The organism is Pseudomonas sp. FW305-25 (genome assembly GCF_017351415.1).
Classification (GTDB): domain Bacteria; phylum Pseudomonadota; class Gammaproteobacteria; order Pseudomonadales; family Pseudomonadaceae; genus Aquipseudomonas; species Aquipseudomonas chlororaphis.
Genome location: NZ_JACNDE010000011.1, coordinates 26,132 through 46,082, shown reverse-complemented (window position 1 = coordinate 46,082; position 19,951 = coordinate 26,132). Strand labels below are relative to the sequence as shown.

Annotated in this window: 16 protein-coding genes; 5 read left to right on the top strand and 11 right to left on the bottom strand. The window is 61.0% G+C overall.

Translation table 11 applies throughout. From position 1 onward, the window contains the following. Positions 1-2: 2 nt before the first annotated feature. The 10 genes from J4E58_RS12975 to J4E58_RS12930 form a co-directional block, all read right to left on the bottom strand. A complete protein-coding gene (locus tag J4E58_RS12975; protein ID WP_007926122.1) occupies positions 3-1,565 on the bottom strand; it encodes a SpoVR family protein in 1,563 nt (520 codons plus the stop codon). Beyond that, positions 1,562-2,833 carry a YeaH/YhbH family protein gene (locus J4E58_RS12970; RefSeq protein WP_007926123.1) on the bottom strand — a complete coding sequence of 424 codons (1,272 nt, stop codon included), beginning with the start codon at positions 2,831-2,833 and terminating at the stop codon, positions 1,562-1,564. Before J4E58_RS12970 ends, J4E58_RS12975 begins: the two co-directional genes overlap by 4 nt. Positions 2,834-3,021: 188 nt before the next feature. Continuing rightward, positions 3,022-4,944 carry a PrkA family serine protein kinase gene (locus tag J4E58_RS12965; RefSeq protein WP_007926124.1) on the bottom strand — a complete coding sequence of 641 codons (1,923 nt, stop codon included), beginning with the start codon at positions 4,942-4,944 and terminating at the stop codon, positions 3,022-3,024. Between the two features lie 295 nt (positions 4,945-5,239). Then, positions 5,240-5,569, bottom strand: a complete 330-nt coding sequence (glpE, locus tag J4E58_RS12960) for a thiosulfate sulfurtransferase GlpE (protein WP_087089382.1) — start codon at positions 5,567-5,569, stop codon at positions 5,240-5,242. 32 nt (positions 5,570-5,601) lie between these two features. Continuing rightward, positions 5,602-6,483: a symmetrical bis(5'-nucleosyl)-tetraphosphatase gene (locus J4E58_RS12955; RefSeq protein ID WP_087089380.1), complete on the bottom strand. Its 882-nt coding sequence runs from the start codon at positions 6,481-6,483 to the stop codon at positions 5,602-5,604. Further along, on the bottom strand, positions 6,483-6,863 hold the full coding sequence (apaG, locus tag J4E58_RS12950) for a Co2+/Mg2+ efflux protein ApaG (RefSeq protein WP_007926128.1): 381 nt from the start codon (positions 6,861-6,863) through the stop codon (positions 6,483-6,485). Before apaG ends, J4E58_RS12955 begins: the two co-directional genes overlap by 1 nt. Before the next feature lie 122 nt (positions 6,864-6,985). Next, entirely contained in the window at positions 6,986-7,804 is an 819-nt protein-coding gene (gene rsmA / locus J4E58_RS12945; RefSeq protein ID WP_087089378.1) for a 16S rRNA (adenine(1518)-N(6)/adenine(1519)-N(6))-dimethyltransferase RsmA, read from the bottom strand. Then, on the bottom strand, positions 7,801-8,790 hold the full coding sequence (gene pdxA, locus J4E58_RS12940) for a 4-hydroxythreonine-4-phosphate dehydrogenase PdxA (protein WP_087089375.1): 990 nt from the start codon (positions 8,788-8,790) through the stop codon (positions 7,801-7,803). The genes rsmA and pdxA overlap by 4 nt, the downstream gene beginning before the upstream one ends. Beyond that, positions 8,787-10,103 (bottom strand): peptidylprolyl isomerase SurA, encoded by a 1,317-nt coding sequence (gene surA / locus J4E58_RS12935; protein ID WP_143481876.1) that lies wholly within the window; start codon positions 10,101-10,103, stop codon positions 8,787-8,789. The genes pdxA and surA overlap by 4 nt, the downstream gene beginning before the upstream one ends. Continuing rightward, positions 10,084-12,909: an LPS-assembly protein LptD gene (locus J4E58_RS12930; RefSeq protein ID WP_087089371.1), complete on the bottom strand. Its 2,826-nt coding sequence runs from the start codon at positions 12,907-12,909 to the stop codon at positions 10,084-10,086. The genes surA and J4E58_RS12930 overlap by 20 nt, the downstream gene beginning before the upstream one ends. 130 nt (positions 12,910-13,039) lie before the next feature. Here J4E58_RS12930 and J4E58_RS12925 point away from each other — a divergent pair, with 130 nt between their 5' ends. Genes J4E58_RS12925 through J4E58_RS12915 form a run of 3 tightly spaced genes read left to right on the top strand, consistent with a single transcriptional unit; the run spans position 13,040 to position 15,502 of the window. Further along, positions 13,040-14,065 carry an aminoglycoside phosphotransferase family protein gene (locus tag J4E58_RS12925; protein WP_087089369.1) on the top strand — a complete coding sequence of 342 codons (1,026 nt, stop codon included), beginning with the start codon at positions 13,040-13,042 and terminating at the stop codon, positions 14,063-14,065. Continuing rightward, positions 14,062-14,733, top strand: a complete 672-nt coding sequence (gene murU / locus J4E58_RS12920) for an N-acetylmuramate alpha-1-phosphate uridylyltransferase MurU (protein ID WP_087089367.1) — start codon at positions 14,062-14,064, stop codon at positions 14,731-14,733. The genes J4E58_RS12925 and murU overlap by 4 nt, the downstream gene beginning before the upstream one ends. Before the next feature lies 1 nt (position 14,734). Beyond that, positions 14,735-15,502: a TerB family tellurite resistance protein gene (locus J4E58_RS12915; RefSeq protein WP_053262871.1), complete on the top strand. Its 768-nt coding sequence runs from the start codon at positions 14,735-14,737 to the stop codon at positions 15,500-15,502. A 93-nt stretch (positions 15,503-15,595) separates the two neighbouring features. Here the strand turns inward: J4E58_RS12915 and J4E58_RS12910 are convergent, their stop codons facing one another. Continuing rightward, complete coding sequence (locus J4E58_RS12910; protein ID WP_087089365.1) at positions 15,596-16,594, bottom strand: alpha/beta hydrolase family protein; 999 nt, start codon at positions 16,592-16,594, stop codon at positions 15,596-15,598. Between the two features lie 74 nt (positions 16,595-16,668). Here J4E58_RS12910 and J4E58_RS12905 point away from each other — a divergent pair, with 74 nt between their 5' ends. Together J4E58_RS12905 and J4E58_RS12900 are read left to right on the top strand one after the other, a co-directional pair. Next, positions 16,669-19,062 (top strand): PAS domain S-box protein, encoded by a 2,394-nt coding sequence (locus tag J4E58_RS12905; protein WP_087089363.1) that lies wholly within the window; start codon positions 16,669-16,671, stop codon positions 19,060-19,062. A gap of 55 nt (positions 19,063-19,117) precedes the next feature. Continuing rightward, a complete protein-coding gene (locus J4E58_RS12900; RefSeq protein ID WP_007926150.1) occupies positions 19,118-19,747 on the top strand; it encodes a response regulator transcription factor in 630 nt (209 codons plus the stop codon). Positions 19,748-19,951 lie beyond the last annotated feature (204 nt).

Sequence of the window (19,951 nt, the reverse complement as noted above, 5' to 3'; positions counted from 1 at the left end):
GTTCAGAGGTGGATGACAGCCAGGTCCAGGCGGCCGTAGTCCCCTTCGTTGTGATCGCTTCTTGGCGGTACGTGATGGGTTTTCATCACCTGGTCGCCCTGCAGGGTTTCCAGGTGGATGTCGAACCCCCATAGCCGGTGCAGGTGTTTGAGGACTTCGTCGGTGGAGTCACCCAATGGTTTGCGGTCGTGCTGTTGGTGGCGCAGGGTCAGCGAGCGGTCGCCCCGTCTATCGATGCTCCAGATCTGCACGTTGGGCTCGCGGTTACCCAGGTTGTACTGGGCCGCAAGGGTTTCGCGGATGACTCGATAGCCGCTTTCATCATGAATGGCCGGTACCAGCAAGTCGTCTTTCTGGTCGTCGTCCAGGATGCTGAACAGCTTGAGATCGCGGATCACCTTGGGCGAAAGGTACTGCAGGATGAAACTCTCGTCCTTGAAGCTGCTCATGGCGAACTTGATGCTGGAAAGCCAGTCGGTCCCGGCCAGTTCCGGGAACCAGCGACGGTCTTCCTCGGTCGGTTCTTCGCAGATGCGCCGGATATCGCGGTACATGGCGAAACCCAGGGTGTAGGGGTTGATGCCGTTGTAGTAAGGGCTGTCGAAGCCAGGCTGGAAGACCACGCTGGTGTGGGAGGCGAGGAACTCCATCATGAAGCCGTCGGTCACCAGGCCTTCGTCATACAGGTCGTTCATCAGGGTGTAGTGCCAGAATGTTGCCCAGCCTTCGTTCATCACCTGGGTCTGGCGTTGCGGGTAGAAATACTGGGCGATCTTGCGCACGATCCGCACGATTTCCCGCTGCCACGGTTCCAGCAGCGGCGCGTGTTTCTCGATGAAGTACAGGATGTTTTCCTGCGGCTCGGCGGGGAAGCGCGCGTTGTCCTTGTCGCTGAACTTGTCCGTGCCTTTGGGAATGGTGCGCCACAGGTCGTTGATCTGTTTTTGCAGGTGTTCTTCCCGGTCCTTTTGCCGACGTCGCTCTTCTTCCGCGGAAATCGGATAAGGACGTTTGTAGCGGTCCACCCCGTAGTTCATCAGGGCATGGCAGGAGTCCAGCAGGTCCTCCACGGCATCGATGCCGTGGCGCTCTTCGCACTGCATGATGTACTGCTTGGCGAACACCAGGTAATCGATGATCGAACTGGCATCCGTCCAGGTGCGGAACAGATAGTTGCCCTTGAAGAAGCTGTTATGGCCATAGCAGGCATGGGCCACCACCAGTGCCTGCATGCAGATGGTGTTTTCTTCCATCAGGTAGGCAATGCATGGGTCCGAGTTGATCACGATCTCATAGGCCAGCCCCATCTGGCCACGGCTGTAGGACTTTTCGGTGCTAAGGAAGTGCTTGCCATAGGACCAATGGTGATAACCCAGGGGCATGCCGACAGAGGCGTAGGCGTCCATCATCTGTTCGGCGGTGATTACTTCGATCTGGTTGGGATAGGTATCCAGGGCGTAACGCGCCGCGATACGGCTGATTTCGCGGTCGTAGGCCTGGATCAGCTCGAACGTCCATTCCGAACCGGTGGAAATAGGCTGGCGTTTCTGCTCTCTGGCGGTCATGTCACTAACCTGCGCTGGAAGAGTTCACGGAAGACCGGATAGATATCTCCGGCCGAGACCAGTTGTTGCTGGGCGAAAGTATCGGAAAAGGCTTCGGCGATGCGCTCGTATTCGAACCACAGGGCCTGATGTTCGCGCGGGGTAATCTCCACGTAAGTGTAGTACTGCACGAAGGGCATGATCTGGTTGATCAGGATGTCACGGCAGATCGGCGAGTCGTCGTTCCAGTTATCGCCGTCGGAAGCCTGGGCGGCATAGATGTTCCATTCGTTGCTCGGATAACGCTCGGCCATGATTTCCTGCATCAGTTTCAAGGCGCTGGAGACGATGGTGCCGCCGGTTTCCCGGGAGTAGAAGAACTCCTCCTCATCCACTTCACGCGCACTGGTGTGGTGGCGGATGAACACTACGTCGATCTTGTCGTAGTTACGCTTGAGAAACAGGTACAGGAGGATGAAGAAGCGCTTGGCGATATCCTTGGTGGCCTGGGTCATGGAGCCGGAAACGTCCATCAGGCAAAACATCACGGCCTTGGAGCTGGGGTTGGGCTGTTTGACCAGCAGGTTGTACTTGAGGTCGAAGGTGTCGAGGAATGGCACCCGATGGATACGGGCGCTGAGACGCTCGATTTCCGCTTCCATTTCCTGAATATCGCCGAAGTTGTCCGGTTCTTCGCGTTTCAGGCGTTCAAGTTCCTCTTTGACTTCGCGCAGTTTTGCCCGGCTGCTGCCGGACAGGGCAATGCGCCGGGCATGGGCCGAGCGCAGGGTCCGAATGATGTTGATGCGCGAGGGATTGCCTTCGTTGCTGATCCCGGCCCGGACGGTCTTGAAGGTGTCTGTCCCGCTCAGGTTGCGTTTGACCAGGTTCGGCAACTCCAGGTCTTCGAACATGAACTCGAGGAATTCTTCCTGGGTAATTTGGAAAACGAACTCGTCCATGCCTTCGCCGGAATTGCCGGCCTTGCCCCGACCACCTCCGCCACCACCGCCTTGAGGGCGTGCGATGTGCTCGCCGGCCGTGAACTCCTTGTTTCCCGGGTGCACCACGGTCTGTTTGCCGCCGCGCCCATGATGGAGCACCGGTTCATCGATATCCCGGCCTGGAATGCTGATTTGTTCGCCATGCTCCATGTCAGTGATGGAACGGCGGCTGACCGCCTCTTCGACGGCCTTCTTGATGTGGTCACGATAGCGCCGCAGAAACCGCTGACGGTTTACCGTGCTCTTGTTCTTGCCATTGAGACGTCGGTCGATCACATAACTCATGACTGCTCCTTAGAAGCGGTCTTGAAGCTCGCAAGCGGCCCGGGCGGGGGGAGGGGGCGACAAGGTGTCGTGCCGCCGGTCCTCTGCCCGAGCCTCGCTGCGAACGTTCAAACGCGCTTCCTGAAGCCTGTGTAGCAGAAATCGCTAAGACAGGCTCCTGGCTAACGACAACCGGTGCAACCGGCGGGTTACTGCGATTTTCTGACCCGCAGATACCACTCGGACAGCAGTCGTACCTGTTTGTCGGTGTAGCCGCGCTCGACCATTCGGGTAACAAAGTCGTTGTGTTTCTGTTGATCCTCTTTGCTGGCCTTGGCATTGAAGCTGATGACCGGGAGCAGGTCCTCGGTGTTGGAGAACATTTTCTTCTCGATGACCACCCGCAGTTTTTCGTAGCTGAGCCAGGTCGGGTTCTTGCCGTTGTTGTTGGCTCGGGCCCGCAATACGAAATTGACGATTTCGTTGCGGAAGTCCTTTGGATTGCTGATGCCGGCCGGTTTCTCGATTTTCTCCAGCTCTTCGTTGAGCGCGACCCGATTGAGGATCTCGCCGGTTTCCGGATCGCGGTATTCCTGATCCTGAATCCAGAAGTCCGCATACAGCACATAGCGGTCGAAGATGTTCTGGCCGTATTCGCTGTAGGACTCCAGGTATGCCGTCTGGATTTCCTTGCCGATGAACTCGATGTACCGCGGAGCCAGGTATTCCTTCAGGAAGCGCAGGTAGCGTTCGCGGGTTTCCGCCTGGAACTGTTCCTGTTCGATCTGTTGTTCGAGCACATAGAGCAGGTGTACCGGGTTGGCCGCGATCTCGTGGGGATCGAAGTTGAAGACTTTCGACAGGATCTTGAAGGCGAAGCGGGTCGACAGACCGTTCATGCCTTCATCCACGCCGGCGGCGTCGCGGTATTCCTGGATCGACTTGGCTTTTGGATCGGTGTCCTTGAGGTTCTCGCCGTCGTAGACGCGCATTTTCGAGTAGATGTTCGAGTTCTCCGGCTCCTTGAGGCGCGAGAGCACGGTGAACTGAGCGAGCATTTTCAGGGTGTCGGGAGCGCAATGCGCCTTGGACAGGGAGCTGTTGAACAGCAGCTTGTCGTAGATTTTGACTTCGTCGCTGACCCGCAGGCAGTACGGGACTTTGACGATATAGATCCGGTCGATGAAGGCTTCGTTGTTCTTGTTGTTACGGAAGGTGTGCCATTCCGATTCGTTGGAGTGAGCCAGCAGGATGCCGGTGAAGGGGATCGCGCCCAGACCCTCGGTACTGTTGTAGTTGCCTTCCTGGGTGGCCGTCAGCAATGGGTGCAGCACCTTGATCGGTGCCTTGAACATTTCGACGAACTCCATCAGGCCCTGGTTGGCCCGGCACAGTGCGCCCGAATAGCTGTAGGCGTCGGCGTCGTTCTGCGGGAACTCTTCCAGCTTGCGAATATCGACCTTGCCCACCAGTGCGGAAATGTCCTGGTTGTTCTCGTCCCCCGGTTCGGTCTTGGCGACGGCGATCTGGTTGAGGATCGAAGGATAGAGCTTGACCACCCGGAACTGGCTGATGTCGCCACCGAACTCGGACAGGCGCTTGGTAGCCCAGGGCGACATGATGGTGTTCAGGTAGCGCCGTGGGATACCGAAGTCTTCTTCGAGGATCGCGCCATCTTCCGTGGCGTTGAACAACCCAAGAGGCGACTCGAATACCGGAGAGCCCTTGATGGCGTAGAAGGGCACCTTCTCGATCAGTTGTTTGAGTTTCTCGGCCAGGGATGATTTGCCGCCACCGACGGGGCCGAGGAGGTAGAGGATCTGTTTCTTCTCTTCCAAGCCCTGAGCGGCATGACGGAAGTAGGAGACGATCTGGTCGATGCATTCTTCCATTCCATGGAAGTCTTCAAAGGCCGGATAGCGACGGATCACTTTGTTGGAGAAGATCCGTGACAGTCTCGAATTGGTCGACGTGTCCAGCAGCTCCGGTTCGCCGATAGCCAGAAGCAGGCGTTCAGCGGCCGACGCGTAGGCGCTACGGTCCTTTTTGCAGAGCTCCAGGTACTCCTGTAGCGAGAACTCTTCCTGGCGTGTGGATTCGAAGCGTTGTTGGAAGTGGCTAAAAATACTCATGACGTCACCTCGCTCGATACGTGGAGCCGACGCCGGATCAGTCAGTCAAGTGCTGGCATGCAGCCGGGAATCCGGCTGATGTTTACCCCCCAGAACACTTTCAAAGCTATCGACCTTGAAAGCTAGTACCGATGACCCGCACGCCGGTGTACCGGCTCTCCCCTGATTGGATGGCCTGAGGCTAAGGATAGTTCGGAATCGGGGAGATAAAGGTGGAATACGTAATTTGTTCAAGTGACCGTTCGTCGGTCGCGGCGCCAGCCCGCGAATGACGCGGGCTGGCGCACAGAAAAAATTATTCGCTACCACCCTGGGCAATTTCCGCAGGGTAGGTGGTCCGCCACAGTTCGAAGCCACCGTCCAGGCTGTAGACGTCGGAGAACCCCTGGCTGATCAGGTAGGCCGCCGCGCTTTGGCTGGAGTTGCCGTGATAGCAGACGACCACCAGTGGGGCGTCGAGATCGGCGTTGCGGATGAAGTCGGAGATGGAGTGGTTATCCAGGTGCAGGGAGCCGCTGATGTGGTTCAGGGCAAAGGTCTGCGGGTCGCGGATATCGACCACCACGGCGCCTTGCTCGCGCAGTGCCTGGGCCTGTTCTGGGGGGATGCGTTTGAATTCGCTCATGGCGGGCTCCTGGGCCTGGTGGCAAGCGCCGTCTAGCGCTTGGCCGTGATTGGCATGGGTTCAGGGGAAGGTTGATTGGCCTGGGGCTTGATGTGGCCGTGGGCGCCGCACTCGCACTCGAGGCGTTGGCCGGTGTCGACGTTCAGCAAGGTCAGGGCGCCGCCCCAGACGCAGCCAGTGTCCAGGGCGACGACGCCGGGCTGGTTGCAGTTGCCTTCGAGGGCGGCCCAGTGACCGAAGATGATTTTCACGTCCCGGGTCTTGCGTTCCTTGTGCTCGAACCATGGGGCGTACCCCGGTGGGGCGGTGTCCGGCCCTTCCTTACCCTTGAGGTCGAGCTTGCCATCGCTGGTGCAGAAACGCATGCGGGTGAAATAGTTGGTGATCACCCGCAGGCGGGTCACGCCTTTGAGTTCGCTGTCCCATTTTGTCGGGTCGTTGCCGTACATACCGTCCAGATAGGGCTCGAAGCGGTTGTCGTCCCGCAGCGCCTCTTCGACTTCAGTGGCGCACTTGAGGGCTTTTTTCAGCGACCATTGTGGCGGTATCCCTGCGTGCACCAGGGCGACGTTACGCTGTTCGTCATAGTGCATCAGCTTTTGCTGGCGCAGCCACTGGAGCAACTCCTCGCAATCCGGCGCGTTGAGGATCTCGCGCAGGGTGTCGGCTTTCTTCAGGCGCTCGATATTGCGCCAGACGGCCAGCAGGTGCAGGTCGTGATTGCCCAGTACGCACACCAGGGAATCGCGCATGGCATAAAGAAAGCGCAGGGTTTCCAGCGACTGCGGGCCGCGGTTGACCAGATCGCCGACCAGCCACAGGCGATCCTTGGTCGGGTCGAAAGCGACCTTTTCAAGCAGGCACTGCAAAGGTCCCAGGCAGCCTTGCAGGTCACCGACGGCGTAAGTCGTCATCAGTGCAGGGCTCCGGGCACGGCCAGGCGGAAGGGGGCGATGATGGCGTCGAAGTGTTTGCCGTCTTCGGCGAGCATCTGATAGCTGCCCTGCATATTGCCGACCCGTGTGGTCATGACCGTGCCGCTGCTGTAGGTGTGGCTTTTGCCCACGGCGATCAGCGGTTGCTGGCCGACGACGCCGGCGCCGCGAACTTCCTCGACGTGCCCGTCGCCATCGGTGATCACCCAGTGCCGCGAGAGTAGTTTGGCGGGCAGCAGGCCATTGTTCTGTACGGTGATGGTGTAGGCGAAGGCAAAGCGGTTCTGCTCGGGTTGCGACTGTTCTGCGAGAAAGCGGGTGACGACGCTGACGTCGATCTGATAACGGGGATCGGACATGCAAGGGGCCTTAAAACGAAGCGGGACGCGGGACAAAGCTGATGGGGGTCAGTCTAGGCCAAGTATCGGGTAGTAAACCAGACATGGAGCCTGGCGTCTTACCCGATAACGCTGGTGGCGTGTCAGCTCGCGCTGGCGGTGTCCGCGGCTTGTTCACTGAGCTTGTCAGCCAGGCGAACGAAGGCTGCCAGGTCCAGTTGCTCCGGACGCAGGCTGCCATCGACGCCCGCGGCTTCGATCTCGGCGCTTGTGAGCAGGGCCTTGAGGGTATTGCGCAGGGTCTTGCGGCGCTGGTTGAAGGCTTCGCGGACGATGCGCTCCAACAGGCGATGATCCTTGGCCGGATGCGGCAGCACGGTGTGTGGCACCAGGCGGACGATTGCCGAGTCGACTTTCGGTGGCGGATTGAATGCGCCAGGACCGACGTTGAACAGATGCTCCACGCGGCAGTGGTACTGGACCATGATCGACAGGCGGCCCCAGTCACCACCGCCAGGGCCCGCAGCGAGGCGCTCGACCACTTCTTTCTGCAGCATGAAGTGCATGTCGCGAATCAGTCCGGCGTTCTGCAGCAGGTGAAAGATCAGCGGGGTGGAGATGTTGTAGGGCAGGTTGCCAACCACCCGCAGGCTGCCGGGCGCGGCATTCAGGCTGTTGAAGTCGAACTTCAGGGCATCGCCCTGGTGCAGGCTGAAATTATCCCGGCCAGCAAACTGCTGGTTGAGGATCGGCACCAGGTCCTTGTCCAGCTCGACCACATCCAGCTGGGCGCCGCTGTTGAGCAGGCCCTCGGTCAGGGCGCCCTGGCCCGGGCCGATTTCCAGCATGCGGTCGCCGGATTTGGCATTGATGGAGCGCAGGATGCGGTCGATCACGCCGGCGTCATGCAGGAAGTTCTGGCCGAAGCGCTTGCGCGCCCGGTGTTGGTATTGCTCGGTCATAAACGGGTCTCGGCCATCTGGTAGGCGGTTTCCAGGGCGACTTTCAGGCTGCCGGTATCGATCTTGCCGCTGCCGGCCAGATCCAGGGCGGTGCCGTGGTCGACCGAGGTGCGGATGATCGGCAAGCCCAGCGTCACGTTGACCGCGGCGCCGAAGCCTTTGTATTTCAGCACGGGCAGCCCCTGGTCATGGTACATCGCCAGCACTGCGTCGCAGTGCTCCAGATATTTGGGGGTAAACAGAGTGTCGGCGGGCAGGGGGCCGCGCAGGTCCATGCCTTCGTTGCGCAGACGCTCCAGGGTGGGTTCGATGATATCGATTTCTTCATGGCCCAGATGTCCGCCTTCGCCGGCATGCGGGTTGAGCCCGCAGACCAGGATGCGTGGCTGGGCGATGCCGAATTTGTTGCGCAGGTCCGCATGCAGAATGCGCGTAACCCGCTCCAGGCGCTCCGGGGTAATGGCATCGGCGATGTCCCGCAGGGGCAGGTGAGTGGTCACCAGTGCCACGCGCAGGCCATGGGTGGCCAGCATCATTACCACTTGTTCGGTATGCGTCAGGTCGGCGAGAAACTCGGTATGGCCGGAAAAGGCAATGCCGGATTCGTTGATCACACCCTTGTGCACCGGGGCGGTAATCATGCCGTCGAAATGTCCGTCCAGGCAGCCTTGGCCGGCCCGGGTCAGGGTTTCCAGAACGAATGCGGCGTTAGCCTTGTCTAGCTGGCCGGTGACGACCTTGGCCGCCAGCGGGGTATCCCAGACGTAGAGGCTACCGGCGGCGGCCGGCTGGCTTGGCCAATTGTCGGGACCGACCGTAATCAGGCTGACGGCCACACCCAGCTGCGCGGCCCGCTCGGTAAGCAGGTCGCGGCTGGTGATGGCGATCAGGGGGTATGGCTGTTGTTGCGAAGCGAGCAACAGGCACAGGTCGGGACCTATGCCGGCTGGCTCGCCAGGGGTGAGCGCGAAACGCTTGGGTTTCACTGTGCCGCCTGGTCAGCGCCAGGAAGTTTGATCTCGACGTAGGCTTCGTCGCGAATCTGGCGCAGCCAGGTTTGCAGCTCTTCGTCGTATTTGCGGTTGCGCAGTACGGTCATCGCTTGCTGTTCGCGGGCCTGGCTGGTGCTGTCGGTGGCGCGGCGGCCAAGGACTTCCAGTACGTGCCAGCCATATGGGCTCTGGAACGGCTTGGACAGCTGACCTTGCGGGGTCTTGGCCATCACGTCGCGGAACTCGGGAACCAGGGCGTTCGGGTCGATCCAGCTGAGGTCGCCACCGTTGAGGGCGGAACCCGGATCTTCCGAGTAGCTTTTCGCCAGTTCGGCAAAGTCTTCGCCAGCTTCGATGCGCTCGTAGAGCTTCTGGGCCAGGCGTTTGGTTTCTTCTTCGCTGCGAATTTCACTTGGCTTGATCAGGATATGACGGACATGCACTTCGTCACGCATCTGATTGCCGCCGCCGCGTTTTTCCAACAGCTTCAGGATGATGAAGCCGCCTGGAGTACGAGCTGGCTGGGTGATATCGCCCACTGCCATGGCGCTCAGTTCGCGGTCGAACGGAGGGGGCAGTTGAGCGGCTTTACGCCAGCCCATGTCACCACCTTCCAGGGCGTTGTCGCTGCCGGAACGGGCGATGGCCAGCTGAGCGAAGTCGGCGCCTTGCTTGAGCTGCTGGTAGATTTCCATGGCCTGGCGCGCGGCGCTCTGAATCGCTTCGGAGTTGGCGCTTTCCGGGGTTGGAATCAGGATATTGGCCAGGTGCAACTCTTCGGACAGTTGCATCTTGCCCAGGTCGGAGGCGAGGAAGTTCTTCACTTCCTGCTCGGAGACCTGAATGCGTTCGGCGACACGGCGCTGACGCACACGGCTGATGATCATCTCGCGGCGAATCTGCTCACGGGCGTCCTGATAGGACAGGCCATCACGAGCCAGGGCGGCGCGGAACTGATCGGGCGTCATGTTGTTGCGTTGGGCGATGGTGCCGACGGCCTGGTTTAGCTCTTCATCGGTGATGCGGATGCCGGAGCGCTCGCCGATCTGCAGTTGCAGGTTTTCGACGATCAGGCGTTCCAGTACCTGCTGGTTCAGGACCTCGGCGGGTGGCATACCGCCGCCGCGCTTGGCGATGGTTTGCTGAACTTCGTGAACCCGTTGGTCCAGCTGGCTCTGCATGACCACGTCGTTATCGACGATGGCCACCACTTTGTCGATGGGTTGTACCGCGGCGCTCGCCGCGGTACCCAGGAACAGCGCGCCCAGCATCAGCGGGCGCAGACAATCAGAAAGCTTGGTCTTCACGTTCACGGTAACCTTGAATGCCTTTGTCGAGGAAGCTCTCTACCTTGGCGCCGGTCAGGCCGCCGAGTCCTTTCAGGACGATTTGAAGGAAGATGCCATGGTCGCCTTTCTCGTTCTGCGGGGCGTCTTGACTGAACTCGTCATACTTGACCCAGTAACGGTTGATCAGGCGCAGTTTCCAGCAGCAGTTGTCGTATTCGAAACCACCGAAGGCATCGAGGGTACGGTTGCGGTTGTAGTCGTACTGCCAGCGGCTGATCAGGTTCCATTGCGGCACGATCGGCCAGATCACCGAGAAGTCGTGCTGCTTGATTTTGTAATAGTCCTTCACGTAGCCAGGGGTGCCTGGGGTGCCGTAGTCACCGCCACCCACCGACCATTTACCCGTGGACTGATCGTAACGAACCAGGTCGTTGCGATAGCGATAACCGGCGTTGATGACCTTGTTCGGGTTATCTTCCGGCTGGTAGTGGAACATCGCGCTACCGGAGCGTGGGCTGCGGGTATCCGGATCCCAGTTGTAGTTGGCAGTGGTGCGCCAGTCGCGGTTCCAGCGGTACTCGTATTCCAGCGCATAAGGCGAAACGTTGGAGTGCGCGTCGTCGCGGGTTTTCGCATCGATACCTGGCAACTGTACTTCGCGATCCTTGAAGTACAGGGCCTGACCGACACTGATGCGTTGGCGTTCGAAACCGTTCTCTTCGATCCAGCGGTTGGTGATACCGAGAGACAGTTTGTTCTCATCGCCTACACGGTCGGAGCCGGAGAAGCGGTTATCACGGAATAGCGACGAGTAGTTGAAAGTGCTTTCGCCGGTGTCGAATACCGGAATGTCACTCTGGTCTTTCTCCGGTACATAGAGATAGTAGAGACGTGGTTCCAGGGTCTGGCGATAGTTCTTGCCGAACCATTGGGTGTTGCGGTCGAAGTACAGGCCGCTATCGACGCTGACGATTGGTACGCCACGGTTCTGATTGCTGCTGTAAGTGCCGTTCAGACGATCGCCTTCCGGACCTTGTTTCGAGATATCAAGTTTGCCTTGGCCGTCGAGGTCCAGATCGTACTGAGTGTACTGGTACTTGAGAGAAGGTTTCAGGAAACCATAGGTCCAGTTGAGCGGGAGACTTACAGATGGCGCGAGGTTGAGACGGTTACCATTGGCTCGTGCCAAACCAAAAATATTGGTATCTAGGCGAGGAGTACCTATTGATCCATCTGCGTTCAATGGGCCGCCATTTTCATCAACGAAGTTACCGGTTTTAAGGTCTCGATCAAACCTGACAATCTCGGTTTCATATTTAAAGTCCAAACCGCCCGGATGCTGCGGCAAGAAGCCATTCAGGGTGATTTGCGGCAAACGATTGTATGGCGTGACGTTGGAAACCGTGGCCAGTTCATAAGCCTGGGCATTGAGGCGCGCGGTGTAGGTATCGCCGCGGTAGGTCACTGCACCCTGCTGGTTGATGTAATCACGACCTTCCACACCGATCTGGTCGCTCTGCAGATCCTGGAAGTAGTACGGATCGCTGATCTTGGTGTAGTCGACCTCGGTCATTACCCGCGAATCGAGCCCGCCCTTGTGCTGCCAGTTGTACATGTAGCGGGTTTTTTCGTAGTCCGACTGCAGTTTGCGGTCATCGTTGTCGTCATTGAGGTACGCCGCGCCGAACTGACCTTCGCTGGACTTGGTCAGGTAGCGGAATTCGCCTTCCATCAACAGGCCACGCTTGCTCATGTAGCGCGGGTACAGCGTGGCGTCATAGTTCGGCGCCAGGTTGAAGTAGTACGGGGTGACCAGCATGAAGCCGGTATCGCTGCCGCTGCCGATGGTCGGCGGCAGGAAGCCGGACTGGCGACGGTCGTCGATCGGGAAATAGATGTACGGCGTGTACAGGACCGGAATGTCCTTGACGCGCAATGTCACGTTGGTCGCTGTGCCGAAGCCGGTCGCCGGGTTCAGGGTGATGTTGTTGCCCTTGAGCTGCCAGGCGTTGCTGCTCGGTTCGCACGTGGTGTAGGTACCATCCTTGAGGCGGATGATCGCGTTCTCGGCACGCTTGGCGTACAGCGCGTTACCGCGGATGCGTGATTTGTGCATCACGTATTCGGCGTTGTCGACCTTGGCCTCGCCGGTGTCCAGCTGCACGTCGGCGTGATCGCCGACCAGCAGGGCGCCGTTGTCGCGCAGGCGGACGTTGCCGCTCAGCTCGCCACGGTTCTCGGCCTGGTACAGGTTGGCCTCGTCGGCCTCGACCTGCATGCTGCCCTGGCGCATGACCACATCACCGGCCAGGGTAGCGATCTGCTGCTCCTGCTGGTAACGCGAAGCCTTGGCACCAATAAAGGTCGGCGCGTCACTTTTATTCGTCTTGTCATTCATGCCAGGACGAATCGGTTCGATATAAGCACCAGCACAGTAAGGACCGGTCTCGGCCAGCTGGGCGGCGGTGAGCTTCTCGCGCGGAACCCAGTCGAGGTGACTGTAGTCTTCGCTGCGGGACTTCAGGCCGCGGCCCTTGGACTCGGTAACCAGCATCGGCTTGGCGCCGGTGTCTTCGCTGGTTTCGCCGCCTTCGGCCGACGCCGCGGTGCTCGAACTGACCGCACTCGCGTCATGCACGGGGCGCGGAGGCAGTTGAGCGGCGCTGGTTTTCGGCGCGCAGTCCCAGCCACCCGAAGCAGAGACTGAGCAGTCATACTGTTCTGCGGCGACCACGAACGAAGTGGCTAGGGGTTGCAGGGCCAGCAGACTGCCAGTAACCAACAACGGAAATTTTTTACGAAACGCGGGGGATTTCAATGCCATCTTATTAGTCCGGGCTTCCTGCGTGCCATCTGCCCGCGGTGTGGGCCGCACGCCTCTCGATGGTCTGAAAAAGATGCTGGATAATAAAGCATGACCCGCTTGACGGCTAGCGCCGTCGGAGACCCTTGCAATGCCTGACCAAGATGTACGCTTGCAACACCTGAAAGTTTGGCTCGATGAGCAGTTGTCGATTGTTTATGCCTCCAACGGATGGGGCCCCGTGCCCCTGGCCACATTGACCGCGGCCAGCAGCGACGCGAGTTTCCGGCGGTATTTCCGCTGGGAAGGCGAAGGCCGCAGCTTTGTTGTGATGGATGCTCCGCCGCCGCAGGAAAACTGCAAACCCTTCGTGGATATCGCCCATCTGTTGGCAAAATCCGCAACCAATGTGCCGAAAATTTATGCAGAAGATTTGCCGCGCGGCTTTCTTTTGCTCAATGACCTAGGCAACAAAACCTATCTGGACGTGATCGACGGCGAAAATGCCGACACCCTGTTCAAGGATGCGCTGCAAACCTTGCTGGCTTTCCAGCAGTTGCCGATGGATGCGCCGTTGCCCAGTTATGACGTCGCTTTGCTGCGCCGTGAACTGGAACTGTTCCCTGAGTGGTACGTGGGGCGCGAGCTGGGCGTCGAGCTGAATGAGCGCCAGCGCGGCCAATGGCAGCGGGTCAGCGAGCTGCTGATCGAAAGTGCCCTGGCCCAGCCCAAGGTGCTGGTGCATCGTGACTATATGCCGCGCAACCTGATGCTCAGCGAACCCAATCCGGGCGTGCTGGATTTCCAGGACGCGGTCTATGGCCCGGTGACCTATGACGTCACCTGCCTGTTCAAGGATGCTTTTCTCAGCTGGCCCGAAGCGCGGGTGCGCGGCTGGCTGGAGGACTACTGGCAGCAAGCGTCCCGGCTTGGTATCGCGGTACAACCCGATTTCGAGGATTTCCTGCGCGCCAGCGACCTGATGGGCGTGCAACGCCATCTCAAGGTGATCGGGATTTTCGCCCGGATCTGCCACCGCGACGGCAAGCCCCGTTACCTGGGCGACGTGCCGCGTTTCTTCGCTTATATAGAGGCCGTCCTGGCTCGTCGGCCGGAGCTGGCGGAGTTGGGTGAACTGTTGGCCAGCCTGCGTCAACCGGTCGGAGCCTGTGTATGAAGGCAATGATTCTGGCCGCGGGCAAGGGCGAACGGATGCGCCCCTTGACCCTGACCACGCCCAAGCCATTGATCCGCGCCGCTGGTGTGCCGCTGATCGAGTACCACCTGCGAGCACTGGCCCGGGCGGGCTTTACCGAAATCGTCATCAACCATGCCTGGCTGGGACAGCAGATCGAAGATCATCTGGGCGATGGCTCGCGCTTTGGCCTGAGTATCCGCTATTCGCCGGAGGGCGAGCCGCTGGAAACCGGCGGCGGTATTTTCCGCGCCTTGCCCTTGCTGGGCGACGAGCCCTTTGTGGTGGTCAATGGCGATGTCTGGACCGATTACGATTTCCGCTCGTTGAACCGTCCGCTGGATGCGTTGGCGCACCTGGTGCTGGTGGATAACCCGGCTCACCATACCGCCGGGGATTTCATCCTCAGCGATGCCCGGGTGCGGGACGTCGAGCCGGGCGCGCAGACCCTGACCTACAGCGGCATCGCGGTGTTGCACCCGGACCTGTTCCAAGGCTGCACACCGGGCGCGTTCAAGCTGGCGCCCCTGTTGCGCAAGGCCATGGCCGATGGACAGGTCAGTGGCGAGCGTTTGCAGGGACACTGGGTCGATGTCGGCACCCATGAGCGTCTGGCGGAAGTCGAAACCTTGTTAGAAGCGAGTCGTTGATATGTTGTGGCCAGGGACTCTGATCGGAGCCGGGGCTGGCTTTGCCATAGCCAGTATCCCGGGGGCCATGCTGGGAGCGTTGCTGGGACAGGCGCTGGACCGGCGTTTGCAATTGCATAGCTGGGCCCAGGTGCGTGAGCGTCTGGGCGGTCGACCGGCGCTGCGCAACGATGAACTGCTGTTCGTGCTCTTGGGGCGGCTGGCGAAAAGCGATGGCCGGGTGGTCGATGGGCATATCCAGCAGGCGCGTCTGGAAATGCGTTCGCTGGACATGAGCGAAGCTGCACAGCGCCGCGCCATTGCCGCGTTCAATCGGGGCAAGTCGGGTAACGATCGGCTACGGGGCTACCTGCGACGCCTGGCGACGCAGCCTCATGCTGCCGAGGGTGTGTTGCGCGCTTGCTGGCGGATGGTCTGGGCCGATGGCCGGGCCAGCCCCTCCGAGCGCGAGCTGATCCAGCTTTGGGGCAAGTGGCTGGGCTGGACTGTGCAGCAGGTGCAGGCGTTGGCGGCGGACTATGAGCCGAGCAAAAAGCCGTTGGCCAACAGCAGTGGCACCTATCAGGACGCGTTGCGCCTGCTCGGTGTCTCGGCGACCAGCGAGCCGTCGCAGATCAAGCGCGCCTACCGGCGCCTGCTCAGTCGCCATCACCCGGACAAGATTGCCGGCAGCGGCGCAAGCCCCTTGCAGGTGCGTGAAGCCACGGAGAAAACCCGCGAACTGCACAGCGCTTACGCACTGATCCGCGAGCGTCGGGACTTTCGTTAGAGAGGCTCGTTAGAGAGATTCGCTAGAGGGAACTGCCCCACGCCCGGTCCCGCACCTTGCCCAAAACAGGAGCGGGACCGGGCGCGGCGGGATTCAGTCTTGCGCGGGTTGCGGGCTCAGCCAGCCGCGTACGCGTCTGAACAGCTGCTCGTTTTCAGCCGTGCTGTTGCCCGGCAGGGCGTTGAGCGAGACCTGGGTGAAGTTGGCGTTCTTCAGGCGCTTGCTCGCCTGCAGGCGTTCCAGGGCGCTCTTGCGAGCCTGCGCGTTGTCCTTGTAGAAAAAATCGGCGGTCGCCAGCTTCAGGGTCGGCGTCAGTTCCGTCAGTCCGGGTTTGCCGATGGACGGGGTCTGGGCAGCCACCAGCACCAGTTTTTGAATCTCCGGCGGCTGTTTTTCGCTCAGGTAGCGCGTGGCCCAGTAGGCGCCGCTGCCATGGCCCAGCAACACAATGCTGCGGGCGTTCTGCTGCTGGGCGTAGGTCACCGCGGCGTCGATACGGGCAAAAATCCGCTCGGCGTCGGCCTTGGCCTGTTCTTCGCTACTCTCCACCACCGTGCGATCGGCGATCTCGGCTTCGCCACCGGCGGCCTGTTCGATCGGTTTGGGCGCTGCCGTGGCGGCATCTTTGCTGCTAGTGTCGGCGATCGCGGGCGCAGGTTCGGCCTCGACGATGCGCGGTTGCGCCGCATCGCTCTGCAGGTCGGGCAAGGTCAGGCTCAGGCTGCTCCAGTCGGCATCCGGCAATCTGTTGCGCAAAGGGCCGATTGCCTGAGGCCAGTCAGCGGTTTCGCCAGCGCCCGGGATGATAATCACCGCGCCTTTGGGGTCGCTGGTGTTGGCGGGTTTCCACAGGGCCAGAAAGCTCTCGCTGCCGGCTTGCAGTGACTGTTGTTCGCTGGATGGCAGGACCCGTTCGAGGGCCGCTGCATCTTCCTGGCTACGCTCAAGGAGCGGCTGGCGTTCGGCCGGTTTTTCCGCGGCAGGCTGTTCTGCCGGGGCGGCTTGCGGATCGGCGGCCTCGACCGAAAAGGCACAAGGCAGGATCAGCGACAGGCACAATGCGGGCAGTGCCGTGCGGTGGACAAGGGACATCGGTTATTCCAGGCCAGAAGTAATCCCGGCAGCCTAATGGGTTGGTCAGTATTTGTCAGTGTGTGAGACTTCAGATGATGCGTTTTCGCTGCCTGTTGGTTATCGGCTGTATATGCCTTCCCTTGATGGCCCGGGCGGTGCCTGCACCACATATCGCCCAGGCGCAGTGGAGCCCCGCACAACAGCAGTGGCTGGAGCAGCACCGGGAATTGCGGGTCGGCGTGGTGCTCCAGGCTCCCTATGCCCAGTACGACCGACGGCTGCAACGCTTGTCCGGCGCCAATATCGAACTGATGCAGTGGCTGGCCCAGGCGATGAAGGTCGAGCTGAGCTGGCGCAACTTTGCCGATCAGGCGCAACTGGAGGCGGCAGTGCGTGCCGGTGAAGTGGATATAGCCCCGGGCCTGAGCCAGACCCCGGCCGGCCTGCGGCTCTGGCAGTTTTCCGACCCCTATATGCGCGTGCCGCAACTGGTGGTCGGCGAGCAGAAGGGCGCCGGCGCGGTGGAGCTGGAAAAGCTCGACAGCCAGACCCGCGTGGCGGTGCGCATGCCCAGTGCGGTGGCAGACTACCTGCGGGCGACCTATTCCAACCTCAATCTGCAGGGTGTGCCCCTGGAGCGCCAGGCCCTGCAATTGCTGCTCAGCCAGCAGGCGCGTTATGCGGTGATCGATGAAGCGCAGCTCAGTCGTTTGTCGGCGGAGCCGGAGTTCGCCGGCCTGGCGGTGGTGGGCGATATCGGCCTGCCGCAACTGTTGCGGGTGGCGACCCGGCGCGATTGGCCCGAGCTGGCGGACATCGTGCAGCGCGCCTTGCACGGTATCGCCGCCAAGGACCTGGAGCAGTTGCACAATCGCTGGCTGCAGCCCAAATATCCGCGGCTGAGCGAGTCCCGCGGTTTCTGGCAGAACCTCAGCCTGCTGCTGGCCGTGCTGCTGTTGGCGAGCATGGCCATCGTTATCTGGCAGCGCCGCCAGCAACAGACGCTCGAACAGCGGCTGTTGACCACCCGCGAGGACCTGGCCCGGCGCGAGGCCAGTGAAGAAGCCTTGCGCCTGACCCAGTTTTCCATCGACCAGAGTACGGTGGGCATTCTGTGGGTCAACTGGGACAGCCATGTGCGCTACGCCAACCGCGCGGCCGAAAGCATGCTGGGCTATGCGCCGGGGGCGGTGGTCGACCGGCCGTTGAGCGACTTCGAACCCAACCTGCACATGGACCGTTGGCTTGGCCTGTGGAAGCGCGCCCGGGCCAGCGAGGACGCGCCGCCCAGCTTCGAGACCCAGTGTGTCCGCGCCGATGGCAGCATCTTGCCGGCCGATGTGTCGCTGAGCTTTCTGCGTTTTCGCGATGGTGAGTACCTGGTGGTTTATCTCACAGACGTCACCGAGCGTCGTCGCGCCCTGGCCGCCCTGCAGGAAAGCGAAGCGCGGTTGCAGGGGATCGCCGCCAACGTACCGGGGCTGGTGTTCCGCCTGGAACGGGCGCCGGTGACCGGGCAGATCGATTTCGCCTACATCAGCGAAGGCAGCGAGAGCCTGGTGGGTTATTCCCCGGCGACCCTCAGCCACCGCGACATAGGGCTGCGCAGCCTGGTGCATCCTGAGGACCGGGCCAGTTATCACCAGACCCAGGACCATGCCCTGGACACCGACAGCGACTGGTCCTGGCAGGGGCGGATCCTGACCCGGCAGGGCGAACAGCGCTGGGCGGAAATCAAGGCCATCACTCGCCAGCTTGAGGACGGCACCTATGTCTGGGACGGCATCGTCTGGGACATCAGTGAAAGCAAGCGCATCGAACTGGAGCTGGCCAGTTCGCGCGAACAACTGCGCGAGCTGTCGGCGCACCTGGAAAGCGTGCGCGAAGAGGAAAAGGCCCGCATCGCCCGGGAAGTGCACGACGAGTTGGGGCAGATGCTCACCGTGCTCAAGCTGGAGACCTCGATGTGCGAGCTGGCCTACGCGCAGCTCGACCCGGGGCTGCACGAACGCCTGAACAGCATGAAGCGCCTGATCGCCCAGCTGTTCCAGCTGGTGCGGGATGTGGCCACGGCCTTGCGCCCGCCGATTCTCGATGCCGGGATCGCGTCGGCCATCGAGTGGCAGGCGCGGCGTTTCGAGGCGCGTACGCAGATTCCTTGCCTGGTGCAGGTACCCGACAATCTGCCGCTGCTCAGCGACGCCAAGGCCATCGGTCTGTTCCGCATCCTCCAGGAGGCGCTGACCAACGTGATGCGCCATGCACAGGCGCATACTGTCGAACTGACCCTGAGCCTCGAACATGACCAGCTGTGCATGACCATCAGCGACGACGGCCAGGGTTTCGTGGTCGAGACCGGGCGGCCGACGTCCTTCGGCCTGGTGGGCATGCGCGAGCGGGTGCTGATCATGGGCGGTAGCCTGATCCTGGACAGTCAGCTGGGCGAGGGCACCACCCTGAGCGTGACTGTGCCGCTGGACCTGTAGGCGCGAGCAGATTCACTGCTGCAGAGATCATTACCAATAAGAAGAGGTACGAGCTGTGATCCGTGTACTGGTAGCCGAAGACCACACCATCGTTCGCGAAGGCATCAAGCAGTTGATCGGCCTGGCCAAGGACCTGACGGTGGTGGGGGAGGCGAGCAATGGCGAGCAGCTATTGGAAACCCTGCGCCATGTGCCTTGCGAGGTGGTGCTGTTGGATATTTCCATGCCTGGCGTCAACGGCCTGGAGGCGATCCCGCGGATCCGCGCGCTGAACAATCCGCCGGCGATCCTGGTGCTGTCGATGCACGACGAAGCGCAGATGGCGGCCCGGGCGCTGAAGGTGGGAGCGGCCGGTTATGCCACCAAGGACAGCGACCCGGCGCTGCTGTTGACGGCGATCCGCAAGGTGGCGGCGGGCGGGCGTTATATCGACCCGGAGCTGGCCGACCGGATGGTCTTCGAAGTCGGCCTGACGGACACCCGGCCCCTGCATTCCCTGCTGTCGGAGCGCGAGTTTTCCGTGTTCGAACGGCTGGCCCAGGGTGCCAACGTCAACGATATCGCCCAACAGCTGGCCTTGAGCAGCAAGACCATCAGTACCCACAAGGCGCGGCTGATGCAGAAGCTCAACATCACCTCCCTGGCCGAGCTGGTGAAGTACGCGATGGAGCACAAGCTGCTCTGAATGGATCTGTAGCCGCAGTCTGCGGCAGCGGCTACACGTACCCATTTGCGACACGAAAACCGGCTTATGGCCATGATCCTCGCCGGGCTTGTGCCGGGACTTGTCCAATCGCGCCATCCTTGTAGGGGGATTCCTACAAGGAACCTTCCATCCGGCTGAGGCCAATCTCTCATACCCCCCGATTTGCGCGGCTTGTGGCCTCCA